The sequence below is a fragment of the Streptococcus sp. HMSC073A12 genome, assembly GCF_001812815.1.
In the GTDB taxonomy this organism is placed as follows: Bacteria; Bacillota; Bacilli; order Lactobacillales; family Streptococcaceae; genus Streptococcus; species Streptococcus vaginalis.
Map to the genome: position 1 here is coordinate 169106 of NZ_KV810527.1, position 15617 is coordinate 184722.

At 37.3% G+C, this 15617-nt stretch carries 16 protein-coding genes and 1 pseudogene; 15 read left to right on the top strand and 2 right to left on the bottom strand.

Annotated elements, in window-relative coordinates; genetic code table 11:
- Nucleotides 1–75 precede the first annotated feature (75 nt).
- The 9 genes and pseudogenes from HMPREF2876_RS01575 to HMPREF2876_RS01615 form a co-directional block, all read left to right on the top strand.
- The gene (locus HMPREF2876_RS01575) at nucleotides 76–894 is read left to right on the top strand and encodes a ParA family protein (protein ID WP_070584028.1); all 819 of its coding nucleotides are present in this window, start codon (nucleotides 76–78) and stop codon (nucleotides 892–894) included.
- 67 nt (nucleotides 895–961) lie between these two features.
- Nucleotides 962–1213 carry a hypothetical protein gene (locus HMPREF2876_RS01580; RefSeq protein WP_024052216.1) on the top strand — a complete coding sequence of 84 codons (252 nt, stop codon included), beginning with the start codon at nucleotides 962–964 and terminating at the stop codon, nucleotides 1211–1213.
- A gap of 15 nt (nucleotides 1214–1228) precedes the next feature.
- Nucleotides 1229–1555, top strand: a complete 327-nt coding sequence (locus HMPREF2876_RS01585; RefSeq protein WP_024052215.1) for a hypothetical protein — start codon at nucleotides 1229–1231, stop codon at nucleotides 1553–1555.
- A gap of 145 nt (nucleotides 1556–1700) precedes the next feature.
- On the top strand, nucleotides 1701–3008 hold the full coding sequence (locus tag HMPREF2876_RS01590) for an ISLre2 family transposase (protein ID WP_024052214.1): 1308 nt from the start codon (nucleotides 1701–1703) through the stop codon (nucleotides 3006–3008).
- Between the two features lie 762 nt (nucleotides 3009–3770).
- Entirely contained in the window at nucleotides 3771–4289 is a 519-nt protein-coding gene (locus HMPREF2876_RS01595) for a GNAT family N-acetyltransferase (RefSeq protein ID WP_224783676.1), read from the top strand.
- Nucleotides 4289–4852, top strand: coding sequence for a shikimate kinase (locus HMPREF2876_RS01600; protein ID WP_070241557.1), 564 nt, complete (start codon nucleotides 4289–4291; stop codon nucleotides 4850–4852). Before HMPREF2876_RS01595 ends, HMPREF2876_RS01600 begins: the two co-directional genes overlap by 1 nt.
- A 12-nt stretch (nucleotides 4853–4864) precedes the next feature.
- Complete coding sequence (locus HMPREF2876_RS01605) at nucleotides 4865–7516, top strand: valine--tRNA ligase (protein ID WP_070584030.1); 2652 nt, start codon at nucleotides 4865–4867, stop codon at nucleotides 7514–7516.
- A gap of 101 nt (nucleotides 7517–7617) precedes the next feature.
- A complete protein-coding gene (locus HMPREF2876_RS01610) occupies nucleotides 7618–8034 on the top strand; it encodes a hypothetical protein (RefSeq protein ID WP_024052089.1) in 417 nt (138 codons plus the stop codon).
- Nucleotides 8035–8190: 156 nt separating this feature from the next.
- A pseudogene (locus tag HMPREF2876_RS01615) lies at nucleotides 8191–8663 on the top strand (DNA cytosine methyltransferase); the annotation flags it as partial.
- 294 nt (nucleotides 8664–8957) lie between these two features.
- On the opposite strand, the gene cysK reads toward HMPREF2876_RS01615, so the two are convergent.
- A complete protein-coding gene (gene cysK / locus HMPREF2876_RS01620) occupies nucleotides 8958–9887 on the bottom strand; it encodes a cysteine synthase A (protein ID WP_024052086.1) in 930 nt (309 codons plus the stop codon).
- Nucleotides 9888–9986: 99 nt separating this feature from the next.
- On the bottom strand, nucleotides 9987–10622 hold the full coding sequence (locus HMPREF2876_RS01625; RefSeq protein WP_024052085.1) for a YigZ family protein: 636 nt from the start codon (nucleotides 10620–10622) through the stop codon (nucleotides 9987–9989).
- Between the two features lie 56 nt (nucleotides 10623–10678).
- On the opposite strand from HMPREF2876_RS01625, the gene HMPREF2876_RS01630 reads away from it, so the two are divergent.
- From HMPREF2876_RS01630 to HMPREF2876_RS01655, 6 genes are all read left to right on the top strand, one after another.
- Nucleotides 10679–11980 carry an ATP-dependent helicase ComFA gene (locus HMPREF2876_RS01630; protein WP_070241559.1) on the top strand — a complete coding sequence of 434 codons (1302 nt, stop codon included), beginning with the start codon at nucleotides 10679–10681 and terminating at the stop codon, nucleotides 11978–11980.
- Nucleotides 11977–12642: a ComF family protein gene (locus tag HMPREF2876_RS01635; RefSeq protein WP_024052083.1), complete on the top strand. Its 666-nt coding sequence runs from the start codon at nucleotides 11977–11979 to the stop codon at nucleotides 12640–12642. The genes HMPREF2876_RS01630 and HMPREF2876_RS01635 overlap by 4 nt, the downstream gene beginning before the upstream one ends.
- A gap of 77 nt (nucleotides 12643–12719) precedes the next feature.
- Entirely contained in the window at nucleotides 12720–13262 is a 543-nt protein-coding gene (hpf, locus tag HMPREF2876_RS01640; RefSeq protein WP_003025754.1) for a ribosome hibernation-promoting factor, HPF/YfiA family, read from the top strand.
- A gap of 187 nt (nucleotides 13263–13449) precedes the next feature.
- On the top strand, nucleotides 13450–13998 hold the full coding sequence (rsmD, locus tag HMPREF2876_RS01645) for a 16S rRNA (guanine(966)-N(2))-methyltransferase RsmD (RefSeq protein WP_171021853.1): 549 nt from the start codon (nucleotides 13450–13452) through the stop codon (nucleotides 13996–13998).
- Nucleotides 13988–14485, top strand: a complete 498-nt coding sequence (gene coaD, locus HMPREF2876_RS01650; protein ID WP_021001374.1) for a pantetheine-phosphate adenylyltransferase — start codon at nucleotides 13988–13990, stop codon at nucleotides 14483–14485. The genes rsmD and coaD overlap by 11 nt, the downstream gene beginning before the upstream one ends.
- Entirely contained in the window at nucleotides 14466–15521 is a 1056-nt protein-coding gene (locus HMPREF2876_RS01655) for a SepM family pheromone-processing serine protease (protein ID WP_024052081.1), read from the top strand. Before coaD ends, HMPREF2876_RS01655 begins: the two co-directional genes overlap by 20 nt.
- Nucleotides 15522–15617 lie beyond the last annotated feature (96 nt).

Genomic DNA, 15617 nt, shown 5'->3' on the forward strand with positions numbered 1-15617 from the left:
TTTAATATAATACTTAATAACAAAAACAAGTTGTTAAATAACAAAGTGTGTATAAAGATATATAGGAGAAGAAAAATGACAAAGATTTATACAACAAATATAAAAAAGGGTGGAGTTGGAAAAACAACTATAACATTTAATGGCGCATTTTATTTGGCTGTCAAGAAAAACAAACGAGTTTTACTCATAGATTTAGATGATTCTTGCAATTTGACAAAGCGTTTTATTGACTATTACGAAGAACCAATTCCAGAAATTTCTACTGTAAAAGCTTTATTCTCAGATGTTGTTCCAGTTCCTCTTCGATTAACTGATCATTTATCTATTATTGCAGGATACGATCATCTTAATGAATTGACAAAAGAAGTAGAAGCAGGAAAAGGAAGAGGCTACCTACTATCCTGGTATTACAGTCAATTAGATTTTATTGAAGCAAATTATGATTATATTTTAATTGATACGCATAATGATTTCAGCATTTTCACCAATAATGCGATTGCTGTGTCAGACGTGGTATTAGCTATTGCGGACATAGATGAAGATGCTATTGAAAAATTAAAACTAGAAGAACGACAAATTGCTCAATTAACAAAAGACTTTATCAATCCTATGACCAATCAAAGCTTTGTCAATACAAGATTGATTAAAGTTGGAAATAAGGTAGTCAAAAATACAAGTGATTCTCAGGCGTTCAAGCGAGCTTTTGAAGCGATGATGAAAAGAGATAAGCAATTTCTAGGCTATTTTGAAGGACGGAGTTTATTTGGTAAAACAAAAACAACTAGACAACCCTTGACTTCATTAGAAGAGACTCATCAAACGCCCTCTTATCGCCAATTTTTCAAAAATACTTGGGAGTTGTTTGATAAAATCTTTACTCTCCCAATTGAATAATACATTATTTGTGATATAATAAGATAAATAAGAAAATAAATAAGAAATTACATAAGGAGTTTTTGAAATGGCGAAGAAAGAAAATCAAGCTGATTTTATGAAAATGTTTAATGAGGAGCCTCAAACAGCTCCTGTTCAACCCTTACCTAAGAAACAGCTTTCTCCAGTAGGATATGAAAAAAAGAAGCAGGTTACATTTGCTATGACCCCTTCTATCAGGAGTAAGTTAGATGACATTGTTGACTACTATTCTTATAAGTCTGCTTCTGCTTATTTAGAAGAAATGATCAATCAGGAGTGGCAGCGTATTCAATCATAAAAAGGAGAAAAACGCATGTTTATATTTAGTTTTAAGCGTTTGTGGTATTTGATATTTGCGGCAATTGCCATTGCAGGACTTCAAATATTTTATAATCAGTTTGGATTTTCAATGCTTGTGTTACTAATTGTAGGTTTACTTGCTTTAAAATTTTTTCCAGCAGCAGTTATTCCTATTATAATTATCTCTCTATTCGTTTATTTGAATAATGGTTTTTCATTTGTTGCAGACATTATTCAATTTATTTTTATCGGACTTCCGTTGTCTATTGTAATGGCAGGACTTTTATTTCCGTTTGTAGAATCTTGCCAAAGTAAAATTCGTAGATATAAAAAGAAATAAAATAGAAAGATAAATGAAAAGTAAAATTTAATTGTAAAAAGTTGTTCGTTTGAGCAGCTTTTTTTGTCAGAAAAAAAATAAATTTGAAGAGCTATAAGAAAAAAATTACAATTTTCATAAATCATTTTCATGAGGGAGAAGGTTTGTGAAAGTAATAGATGAACGTAAGTTGAAAGACAAATTTATAGTAGGAACTGAGAAAGACTTTTATCGGAACATTAAAAAATATGATGAATCAATGATCCCTGTAATGAAAGCAAGAGGTTATACTTGTATTCGTTCAGCTGAAAGGACTGTTGCGTTTACATTTGGTGAGTTCTGCTTCAGTAGGAGGAAATGGAAACGTGGATCAGAGTGGTATTCACCGGTTGATGAATGGCTGGGGTTAGATAAAAACAGTCGTTATTCTAAAGAACTGATTTATCAAATTGCAGAATTATCTACAATGATGTCTTATGACCATGTTGTTAAAGTTGTGCAAATGATGTATCATGTTAAAATTACAAAACCAACAGTCATTAAGACAGTAAAGTTTGCGTATCAATTGAGAAACCAGTACGAAGAATACCAATATTATCAGGAAGAAGTGAAAAAGAAAGATAAAATTAAAGCTGATATTATTTTTGTGGAAGGAGACGGGGTATTCTTACGAATTTTAGACGAAGAAAACAAAGCTGGTTATAGAGACTTTGCTCATTTTGTGATTCATACAGGTAGTAAAAAAATTGAAAAGAATCGTTGGAAATTGGAAAATAAAAAGAGTATTATGTCAATCAGTAATCGACATGCTAGAGAGATGGTCTTGGATTATCTTTATCAAAATTTTGAAATTACCGAAAATACAATTTTAATTACAAATTCTGATGGTGGTCACGGTTATACACCTTATGTATTTAAAGAATTTGCCAAAGTATTAGGAATAAAACGTCATGAACACTTTTGGGATGAGTTCCATGTTTATAAAGAAATTGACCAAATGTATAAAGGTTATCCGGATGATTTAAAGAATAAACTATATCAATCTATTCAAACGCATGATAAAAAATTGTTACGAACAGTATTGGATACAACAGAATCGCTATTGACTTCCGCTGAAGAAGAAAATTTTTCAAAATTCTCTAAAAAGTTCTTAAGAAATTTTCAATATACAAAACCGCTTGAATTGAGGGGCTTTCGGTATTTACCAATAGGCATTATGGAATCTCAGCATAGAAAGATTACTTATCGGATGAAAAAGAGAGGAATGATATGGAGTCAAACAGGAGCGGAATCGATGACTAATATGATTCTATTATCAAAATCCGGTCAATTAAGAAAATTATTCTTTGGTGAGTGGCAAAAAGAGTATCAGGAATATAAAGCAGCAGAAGAGTTGACTGCTGCAACAATCAAGGTTCGACAGAATCATATCAAAAAGGATTATCAATTTTACAGCTTGAAAAAAAGATGGTAAGAAGATTTGGCACATATTAAAAAAATCTAGTATTACTAGGTCTTTTTGAGTGTGCAATTTTTTAAAAAATCGCTCAAAATACTTGTCTTGTGTGTTAAAGTATGTTAAAATTAACTTAATTTAAACGAATAAAAAAAGGTCGTACGTGCGTCCAACACATACGACCACCGAGTTTAGCAATCCACACTTGCTTACTCAGTATATATGACTATGATAAAGGATAATTAAATCATTGTCAAGGGCTGAGCAAGTAATTGTTCAGTCTTTTTTTAAAAAATTTGCTAAAAATCAACTCTCCTTTAACTTAAATATTGTTTTTTCTACAAAAGTTTACCACATTCTTGGGCAGAGAAATTATTGATTTTCTCTAGAAAACATGTTAAACTAAATACATTAGAGGTGTTTTGAATCCCATTTGTCACAGAAAGCGGCACTGCTGAGAAATCCGCACAAATGTCAAAACTGGTTGCTAAGGCTAAAATTGAAATAATGGTGTTTTTTTGTTTACTTTTAGGACTAAGCCACAAGCCACAAGTTGCGGGTTGCACTGGCGTACGTCTAAGCGAGCTAACAACGTAATAAAAGATAAACAAGAAGACCAGAGTTGCGGGCGTCTGCCCGAAATTGGGTGGTACCGCGGAGTGATTCGTCCCTGTCATGTATGGCAGGGACGAATTTTTATAATCGTAACAGGGAGAGATTATGATAAATATTTTAGGTCAAATTGAAGACAATAAACTTCCTGATATTGAGACATAACGGCTGTATTTGCGCCAACGTCTAGTCTCAGATGCTGAGGATATTTTTGCTTATGCAAGCTTGCCAGAAGTAACTTGGCCAGCTGGTTTTCCACCTGCAGAAAGCGTGGAAGAAGAGGAAAATTATCTCGAAAACATTATGCCAAAGCGCTGGATTGAGCAAAAAATACCGTCTGGTTATGGTATCTGCTTGAAAGGAACAGATGAAGTCATTGGCTCGATTGATTTTAATAATCGCCATGCTGATGATGTTCTTGAAATGGGCTATTTGCTTCACCCAGATTATTGGGGGCAAGGGATTGTGACAGAAGCTGCGCGTGCGCTGTTGAAAGATGGCTTCACCCTACTCAATCTCCACAAAATCGAAATTGAATGTTATGGATACAACAAAGCAAGCCAACGTATTGCTGAAAAACTTGGCTTCACCCTCGAAGCTCGTATCCGAGACAGAAAGGATGCCCAAGGAAATCGCTGTGACAGTCTGATATATGGCTTACTGAGGAGTGAGTGGGAGGGGAGATGATGAATGTTGTCATTATTGGTGTACAAGCTTCAGGTAAGATGACGATTGGTCAAGAAATTGAAAAGATGACTGATATGACTTTGTTTCATAATCACGATAGCATTGATTTTGTTAGGCGTTTTATGGAATATGGGCCTATCTCAACTGAACTTATTCGGAAAATTAGAATGAATTTTTTTGAAGCTTTTGCTCAGAGCAACAAACCTCTTATTTTTACTGTTGTGATTGATTTTAATGATTCAAATGATATTGATTTTTTGAGACAGATTCAAGATGTTTTTCACTCATTTAATAGAGAGGTCTTGTTTGTAGAACTTGAAACGGATTTAACTGAACGGCTTCGGCGTAATCGTACTGAGCATCGCTTGCAGTGCAAACCATTAAAGCGTGATTTGGAATGGTCTGAAAATGATATTTTGTCAACGATGACATTTGCCCAATTTAATCCAGAGAAGTCACCAGAATTTCTTAAGTATTATTATAAAATCAATAATACCGAGCTATCCGCTCGTGAATCAGCACAGCTTATTTTACAAAAATTAAATGATATTGAAAAAATGTAGAAAGGACATATTATGTCAAAAGAACTTTCACCAAAATATAACCCAGCTGAGGTTGAAGCTGGGCGTTATCAAAAATGGTTAGATGAGGATGTTTTCAAGCCTTCTGGCGATAAGAAAGCTCATCCGTATTCTATCGTTATTCCACCACCAAACGTAACTGGTAAACTTCACCTTGGTCACGCTTGGGATACTACTTTGCAAGATATTATTATCCGTCAAAAACGGATGCAAGGTTTTGATACTTTATGGCTTCCTGGTATGGACCATGCGGGGATTGCAACACAGGCAAAAGTTGAAGCACGTCTTGCTGAAGATGGTATCTCACGTTACGACCTTGGTCGTGAAAAATTCCTTGATAAAGTCTGGGAATGGAAAGATGAATATGCATCAACAATCAAACAACAATGGGGTAAAATGGGTATCTCTGTTGATTATTCACGTGAACGTTTCACCCTTGATGAAGGCTTGTCTAAAGCGGTCCGCAAGGTTTTCGTAGAACTCTATAAAAAAGATTGGATTTACCGCGGCGAATTCATTATCAACTGGGACCCTAAGGCCCGCACAGCTTTGTCCGACATCGAAGTCATCCATAAGGATGTGGAAGGTGCCTTCTACCATATGAATTATCTGTTGGAAGATGGCTCGCGCAGTTTAGAGGTTGCGACAACTCGTCCAGAGACTATGTTTGGGGATACGGCTGTCGCTGTCAATCCAAATGATGATCGTTACAAAGATTTGATTGGTCAAAATGTCATCCTTCCAATCGTTAACAAAGCTATTCCAATCGTTGGTGATGAACACGCTGACCCAGAATTTGGTACTGGTGTGGTTAAAATCACTCCAGCCCATGACCCTAACGACTTCCTTGTTGGTCAACGTCACAATCTTCCTCAAGTTAATGTTATGAATGATGACGGTACGATGAACGAACTTGCTGGTGAATTTGCTGGTATGGATCGTTTTGAAGCTCGTAAAGCTGTCGTTAAAAAATTGGAAGAAATCGGTGCGCTTGTTGAAATCGAAAAAATGGTTCACAGCGTTGGTCACTCAGAACGTACTGGTGTGCCAGTTGAGCCACGTTTGTCAACACAATGGTTCGTTAAAATGGACCAATTGGCTAAAAATGCTATTGCCAACCAAGACACTGATGATGAAGTAAAATTCTACCCACCACGTTTCAACGATACTTTCCTACAATGGATGGAAAACGTTCATGACTGGGTTATCTCTCGTCAATTATGGTGGGGTCACCAAATTCCTGCATGGTACAATGCTGAAGGTGAAATGTACGTCGGTGAAGAAGCTCCAGAAGGTGACGGATGGACTCAAGACGAAGATGTGCTTGATACTTGGTTTAGTTCAGCCCTATGGCCATTCTCAACAATGGGTTGGCCTGATGTCGATTCAGAAGACTTCAAACGTTACTTCCCAACTTCAACCTTGGTGACTGGTTATGATATTATCCCATTCTGGGTATCTCGGATGATTTTCCAAGGTTTGGAATTTACTGGCAAGTCGCCATTCAAAAATGCCTTGATTCACGGTCTCATCCGTGACGAGCAAGGACGCAAGATGTCTAAATCTCTCGGTAACGGGATTGATCCAATGGATGTTATTGATAAGTACGGAACAGATAGCCTTCGTTGGTTCCTATCAAACGGTTCTGCACCAGGACAAGACGTTCGTTTCTCTTACGAAAAAATGGATGCAGCTTGGAACTTCATTAACAAAATCTGGAACATCTCTCGTTATATTTTGATGAACAATGAAGAGTTGACACTTGACCAAGCGAGTGAAAATGTTGCAAAAGTTGTGGTTGGTACAGCCGGGAATGTTACTGACCGCTGGATTCTTCACAACTTGAATGAAACAATTGCTAAAGTTACTGAAAACTTTGATAAATTTGAATTTGGTGTGGCTGGTCATATCCTTTACAACTTCATCTGGGATGAATTTGCTGACTGGTACGTTGAGTTGACCAAGGAAGTTCTTTATAGTGACAATGAAGAAGAGAAAGTTATCACACGCTCTGTTCTCCTTTACACCTTGGACAAGATCCTTCGTCTCCTTCATCCAATCATGCCATTCGTGACAGAAGAAATCTTTGAACAAATTTCTGAAGGTTCAATCGTAACAGCTGAATACCCAACAGTTAATCCAGCATTTGAAAATGAAGCTGCGCATAAAGGTGTTGAAAGTCTTAAAGACCTTATCCGTGCTGTCCGTAACGCACGTAGCGAGGTGAATGTTGCTCCAAGTAAACCAATCACACTTCTCGTGAAAACAAGTGATAAAGAATTAGAAGCATTCTTCAACGCCAATGTCAACTACATCAAGCGTTTTACAAATCCAGAGCATTTGGAAATTGCGGAGGACCTTGCTGTGCCAGAACTAGTCATGTCCAGCATCATCACAGGAGCAGAAATCTATCTGCCTCTCGCTGACTTGCTCAATGTTGAAGAAGAACTAGCCCGCCTTGACAAAGAACTTGCTAAATGGCAAAAAGAATTGGATATAGTTGCACGCAAACTTGGCAACGAAAAATTCGTCGCTAACGCCAAACCCGAAGTCGTCCAAAAAGAACGCGACAAACAAGCCGACTACCAAGCTAAGTATGATGCGACCGTAGCACGTATTGATGAGATGAAGAAGTTGGTGAAATAGTGGCTGAAGATTAAGGAAAATATAAATCGTGGTTTAATCAACCATTGAATATATTAGATTCAAAAGACTTAAACGACGACTATTTGAATAATAATTTCAAAATGATTGATTATTATCAAGATATATATCATGATGAGATTGTAATAGATGAACTGATTAATAAATTAAAACAAGGTCAATTTGACAATTTAAGTATTATTGATTTAAATAGATTTAGAATATTTCTGGATGCAGTATTATTAACTTTCAATAATGAGAAGGTTTATAATGCTTATTTGAAAGACAAATTTGCCTTTCAACCATTTTTTGACAGATTGAATGATTCAAAACTCTTTATACGAGAACGCCCATTTTTAGAAAATCATAAGAAGTATTTGAATAATCTTTTTAAAATACGCATTAATAAATTTGATTCATTTTTTTACTCACTAGATGGAGAAGATAGACGAGTTTGGGATCAATTTAAGATAGTAAGAAATGCTTACTCACATATGAAATATTGTGACGTATATATTTGAAGATAAGTTTAATCATAGAAGTGAGTTACTTGAAGTTCCTGAGGAATCATTGCTTCGTTTTATAAATCAGGATATTTTTAAGATAAGATAATTAAAAAATTAATGAGTTTGGTTAACCATATTAAAGCTAATAATTTTTAGAAAGCAGGTAACTACATGACAAATTCTGTAAGTTCGAACCGCTCTGAGAAGTATAACATTGCAGCTTTCTTCTCAGGTGTTGGGGGAATTGAGTTGAGATTTGAACAGACCAACGAGTTCAGAGTGGTGTATGCCAACGAGTTTGACAAGTACGCACGGCTTACTTATGAGTTAAACTAGCCAGATACTTTTTTGGATAGTCGTGACATCATGCGGTGAAGCTGGAGGAGATTCCAGCTGAGCGTGTGGATGTGGTGATGGGAGGTTTCCCATGCCAAGCCTTTAGTATTGTGAGTTATCGCAAGGGATTTGATGATGATCGTGGGGATTTGTTTTTTGAACTGTTTCGTATGATTGAAGGGTAGAAACATTGGGTAATTTTCATTGAAAATGTTAAAAATATGGTTGGTCATGACAACGGTAATATCTTCAAGGCCATTTGCGAAGCCTTGACTGAAAACAAAGATATGCAAAACTATGTTGTTCTGATTATCAATTCTAAGTTTCAAGAGACTGTTTTTTAACGAGCTTTTCACGCTGTAGGGGAGGATATTTCTAATACATCTTATACTAAAGAATTTTAATAATTGTTGATTGTTAGCTAGTAAAAGCAACAAATCGAATGGATACAGCATTTTTATAGATTTGAACATACAGAAAAAAGAGAACGAATTTCGTTCTCTCTAGCTGTTAATTAGCTGACATTGATATATTACAGTTATCATTGGTAAACTGTTAGCAAATCCAAATTTAAAGTTTATACGTGTATATAACCTTGATTTTTAAACCTCAAAATTGTAGAGAGCTGTTGATAGGTAACGCTCGCCGTTATCTGGAGCAAGAGCTAGGACTTTTTTGCCTGCGCCTAATTTTTTGGCGACTTCAAGTGCGGCATAGATAGCTGCGGCAGAAGAAATTCCTACAAGAAAGCCTTCTTGTCCACCGACACGGCGTCCAAGGTCAAGCGCTTGATCAGAAGTAACGCGGACAATACCGTCATAAGCTTGAGTGTCCAGTGTTTCTGGGATAAAACCAGCTGAAATTCCTTGAATCTTGTGTGGCCCAGGCTTTTCACCAGACAGGATAGCGGACTCATCGGCTTCAACTGCGTAAACTTGTATATTCGGATTGACTTTTTTGAGAGCATGAGAAACGCCAGAAATTGTACCACCTGTGCCAACTCCTCCGACAAAAGCATCCAATCCTTTTTCACCGAAAGCAGCGATAATTTCAGCTCCTGTTGTTCTTTCGTGTACTTCAGGATTAGCTGGATTGTTGAATTGTAGCGGCAGCCATCCGTTACGTTCCTTGGCGATTTCTTCAGCTTTGGCAATCGCACCTTTCATTCCCTCACTTCCGGGAGTGAGCACCAATTCGGCGCCATAAGCTTGGATAATTTTGCGGCGCTCTACACTCATGGTTTCTGGCATAACAATAACAACCTTATAACCTTTAGCAGCACCGACCCAAGACAAACCGATTCCGGTATTTCCGCTGGTTGCTTCGACAATGGTTGCACCTGGTTGAAGCAAGCCCTCTTGCTCAGCAGTCTCAATCATGCTGAGAGCAATGCGATCTTTGACAGACGATCCTGGATTGAAAGCCTCTAGCTTGACATAAACATCAGCAGCGCCTTCTGGAACCAGCTTGTTCAATTTCACAATAGGAGTATTTCCAATGAGTTCTGTAATGTTATGATAAATTTGTGCCATAAAATGATACCTCAATTCTGTTGATACAATCAGTATAAAACGAAAAAGAGTCTTTGTAAAATATAAAAAAACTATCAAGTTGATAGCTTTTTTTAATATTTAGGATAAAGAAATGGGAACTTCAACTTTCCGAAATCCCTGCTCAACAATGTCAATTTTTCCATTAAACAGCTCAATCAAACTTTCTATAACGCTCTCCTTATCGTCTTTGTCAATGAAAATAGTCGTTTGTACTTGATCTGTAAAAGCTGTATCCTGTTCTTGCAACTGTTTGGCTTTAAGAAAATTTGGTAACTCTTGATATTGACTGTAGGAAAGAGTAAGCCTTAGTCCAAGTTGTTCTTTTATGTGGACACTTCCGATTTCTTTGATAGCTAAGGCAACACTGCCAGCATAAGCCCGAATGAGTCCACCTGCTCCTAACTTGATGCCCCCAAAATAGCGCGTCACGACAGCACAGACGTTGGTTAGTTGGTGATTTTCTAAGACGCCTAGCATAGGCACGCCAGCAGTTCCGCTGGGTTCGCCATCATCGCTGCTTCGCTTCATTTCGCTCCGCTCTCCTAAAATAAAGGCAGAGCAGTTGTGAGTAGCTTTATAGTGTTCTTTTTTGACAGCCTGAATAAAATTTCGTGCCTCGTCCTCTGTTGTCACACGCTTGATATGACAGATAAAGCGCGATTTTTTGATTTCTTCTTGGACTTGACCGTCCTCTTTGATTGTTCTAAATTCCATATCTTCATTTTACAAAAAAACTTTTATTTTGCCAAAGTTTTTCCGAATAAATAGATATGACAGAATTACAAGATTGTTTAGGTCGCATTTTTACAAAAAATCAACTGTCACCAGAATTGCAATTGCAAGCACAAACCTTAACTGGAATGGTAGAAGAAAAAGGGAGATTAAGCTGTAATCGCTGTGGACAAGCCATTGACAAAGAAAAACACCAACTGCCAATCGGTGCTTATTATTGTAGGTCTTGCTTGATCTTAGGAAGAGTTAGGAGTGATGAAGATCTCTACTATTTTCCACAGGAAGAATTTCCCAAAGCGAATGTCTTGAAATGGCAAGGAAAGTTGACAGAATTTCAAGCCAAGGTTTCTCAAGGACTTGTAGAGGCGGTTACCAAACGCAAAGATAGCTTGGTTCACGCAGTCACGGGAGCCGGAAAGACGGAAATGATCTATCAAGTGGTGGCACAAGTCATCAATCAGGGCGGAGCAGTCTGCTTGGCTAGCCCCAGAATTGATGTCTGCTTAGAACTTTATCGCAGACTGAAAGTGGATTTTACTTGTGATATTTCACTCCTGCACGGTGAATCAGAAGCATATTCTCGCAGTCCTCTCGTGATTGCCACCACACATCAGCTTATCAAATTTTACCGAGCATTTGATCTTCTTATTGTTGATGAGGTAGATGCCTTTCCTTATGTGGACAATCCGATGCTTTATCATGCAGTTCATCAGGCAGTCAAAGTAGAGGGGACGAAGATTTTCTTAACAGCAACTTCCACAGATGAGCTGGATAAAAAAGTGGCTAAAGGAGAATTAACTCGTTTGAGTCTACCCAGACGTTTTCATGGCAATCCTTTGATTGTTCCGCAAAAAATTTGGTTGGCGGATTTTCAAAAATATCTTGGTCAAAAGAAGCTAGTTCCCAAGTTAAGGCAGTTTATTCAAAAGCAGAGAAAAACAGGATTTCCACTTCTTATTTTTGCTTCCGAGATCAGAAAAGGGCAGGAGCTGGCAGAGATTCTTCAAAGCACTTTTCCTAATGAAGAAGTTGATTTTGTAGCCTCGACGACTGAAAATCGACTAGAAATTGTAGAGAAATTTCGTCAAAAAGAAATCACGATTTTGGTAACGACGACAATTTTGGAGCGTGGGGTGACTTTTCCTTGTGTAGATGTTTTCGTGGTGGAAGCCAACCACCGTCTGTTTAGTCGCAGCGCTCTGGTACAAATTGCTGGACGCGTTGGTCGCAGTATGGAGCGACCGACAGGCGAGTTAATCTTTTTTCATGACGGTACGACTATGGCGATAGAAAAAGCGATTAAAGAAATTCAGGAGATGAATCAGGAGGCCGGTTTATGAATTCATGTGTTTTATGTGAAAATCCACTTGATGAAAAGCTGAAATTCTGTGATTTATTGACCTTGACGAAGCCAAAAGCAAGGGCTTGTGATGCCTGCTTTGAAAAATTTCAACGCATTTCAGGGCAGCATTGCCCGAAGTGTTATCGTGACGGGGCAAGTGAAGTCTGCATGGATTGCCAAGTGTGGATAGAAAAAGGAAAAGAAGTTTACCATAAAAGCTGTTTTGTGTATAATGAAGCCATGAAAGACTTCTTCAGTCAATATAAATTTCAAGGAGATTATGCCCTTTATTCTGTATTTGCTGCAGTTTTGCAAAAGGAATTGAAAGTTTACCGTGATTATGCGCTTGTTCCCATTCCGGTAAGTGCCGAAAAGTATCAGACAAGAGGGTTTAATCAAGTAACAGCTCTTCTTGAGGGCGCAAAGTTGCCATTTAAGGAAGTTTTAGAAAAGTATGATACAATTGCTCAATCCAGTAAAACAAGAGAGGAGCGATTGCAAAGCCGGCAGTGTTTTAAATTGAAAGACAACGTTCAACTTCCACCTAAAATCCTTTTGATAGATGACATTTATACAACAGGCTCAACCCTACAATTAGCCAAGGAAATTTTAGTGGAAGCAGGAGTGAAAGAAATTGTGACATTTTCATTAGCCAGATGATAAAAAATTTGCAAAAAAAAAATGAAAGCGTTATAATAAAATAAAGAAAAACAAATGCTTAGAAAGAAGGTACTTATATGATTAAATATAGTATCCGTGGTGAAAACCTAGAAGTAACAGAAGCTCTTCGTGATTACGTAGTTTCTAAACTTGAAAAAATCGAAAAATATTTCCAAGCTGATCAAGAATTGGATGCGCGTGTAAACTTGAAAGTCTATCGTGAAAAAACAGCCAAAGTTGAAGTAACTATTCCACTTGGTTCTATCACTCTTCGTGCAGAAGATGTTTCTCAAGATATGTATGGTTCGATTGACTTGGTGACAGATAAAATTGAACGTCAAATTCGTAAAAATAAAACAAAGATTGAGCGTAAAAACCGTAATAAAAAATCAACTAGCCAGTTGTTTACAGATGCTGTCGTTGAAGAAGCGGAAGCTGCACCTGCAAAAGTCGTTCGCTCCAAACAAATTGACTTAAAACCAATGGATTTAGAAGAAGCTCTTCTTCAAATGGATTTATTGGGACATGACTTCTTCATCTATACTGATGTAGAAGACAACACAACCAATGTTTTGTATCGTCGTGAAGACGGTGACGTTGGCTTGCTTGAAGTGAGATAATCAATCAATCCTCTGATTCATATCAGGGGATTTTTTATGTGGTCTGCAATCAGCCCAAGATAATTGCAAAAAACTGTATTAAAAATCATCATGTTTGAACGGCATTTCAAAAGTTAGACAGAAAAACCAATTGACTTACAGTTATCACAGAAGAAAAACTGATACATTCTTTCGAGATTTTGTTATAATATTCTTTATGAGAGTTGTTGCAGGGAAATATGGGGGGCGTCCTCTTAAAACATTGGAAGGCAAAATAACCAGACCGACGACAGACAAGGTTAAGGGAGCTATCTTTAATATAATTGGTCCTTATTTTGATGGAGGACAGGTTCTGGACTTGTATGCTGGAAGCGGCAGTTTAGCGATTGAAGCTATTTCGCGAGGCATGGTTTCGGCTGTTTTGGTTGAAAAAGACCGCAGGGCGCAAGCGATTATCAGCCAAAATATCAGTATGACTAAGGAAAAAGAACGATTTGAACTTCTGAAAATGGAGTCCAATCGAGCACTTGAATTGGTCACAGGACAGTTTGACTTGGTTTTGTTAGATCCACCCTATGCAAAAGAACAGATTGTTTCAGATATTATAAAAATGATTGAACGAGAGCTTCTGAGCGATGATGTACTGGTTGTTTGTGAGACAGACAAGTCGGTGGATTTACCAGAAGAAATCGCAGGGCTAGGTATCTGGAAGCAAAAAATATATGGAATTTCAAAGGTGACGGTTTATGTCAGATAAAATTGGATTATTTGCGGGCTCTTTTGACCCGATTACAAAGGGGCATATTGACTTGATTAAGCGAGCTAGTAAGCTCTTTGATTGCCTTTATGTTGGTATTTTTTATAATCTTGAGAAAACGAGTTTTTTTAGTATTGAAGCGAAAGAAAAAATGATAGCAGCTGCTCTAGTTCATTTGGAGAATGTAAAAATTGTTACTTCTCATGATGAATTGGCAGTGGAAGTAGCTAGAAAGCTAGGAGTGACAACTTTTGTACGGGGATTACGTAATAGTCAGGATTTGGATTATGAGGGGAATCTCAACTTTTTCAATCATGAATTAGCACCTGAGATAGAAACCATTTTTTTGATAAGCAAACCAGCTTATCAGCATCTCAGCTCATCAAGAATTCGTGAATTGATTTCCTTTGAGCAGGATATTTCAAAGTATGTGCCCGAAAGTGTCATAAAGGAGTTAAAGAAACAATATGGAAAAACCAAGAAATAAATTTAAAAAATGGCCGATAATTGCAGTAGTAGGGGTGATTTTGCTTTTCTTATCTTTTGTAGTTCCCTTGCCTTATTATATTGAGGTGCCAGGTGGTGCAGCGGATGTCCGTCAGGTATTGCGCGTGGACAACAAAGAAGATAAGGAAAAAGGTTCTTATAATTTTGTAACGGTTGGAATTCAGCATGCGACCCTCGCTCATTTGGTTTATGCTTGGCTGACACCTTTTACGGATATTTATTCGGCGAAGGATTTGACTGGTGGAACTTCTGATAAAGAATACATGCGGATCAATCAGTTTTATATGGAAACGTCGCAAAACCTAGCTAAATACCAAGGGTTGAAAAAAGCTGGCAAAGACATTACTCTGAAATATCTAGGGGTTTACGTCTTGCAAGTCACAAAGAATTCTACTTTTAAAGGTATTTTAAATATTGCAGATACCGTGACAGGTGTGAATGATAAGACTTTCAATAGTTCAAAAGAATTGATAGACTATGTCGGAGCGCAAAAGATTGGCAGCAAGGTCAAGGTGAACTATGTAGAAGACGGTCAGAAGAAGTCTGCTACAGGTAAAATTATTAAACTTGAAAATGGGAAAAACGGGATTGGCATTAGTTTGATTGACCGAACAGAAGTCACAAGCAACACACCAATTGAATTTTCAACTGCCGGTATTGGTGGACCAAGTGCGGGCTTGATGTTTAGTTTGGCAATTTATACGCAAATTGCAGATCCAACATTGAGAGACGGCAGAAATATTGCTGGGACAGGTTCGATTGACCGAGAAGGAAAAGTTGGCGACATTGGTGGGATTGACAAAAAAGTTGTTTCAGCAGCTAAAAATGGCGCAGAAATTTTCTTTGCGCCAAATAATCCAGTCACCAAGGAAGTGAAAAAATCCAATCCTAAAGCGAAAACAAACTATGAGACAGCTTTGGCAGCTGCTAAAAAAATTAAAACTAAAATGAAAATTGTACCTGTCAAGACCTTGCAAGACGCAATTGATTACCTCAAGAGCACAAAAAAGTCGTAAAAATAATTCAATAAAAGAGCAAGTTAATGATAGAAAATTGACTTTGCTCTTTTCTTCTTTCTCTATTTCAACTATCAAAAACACTTCTTTTTATGG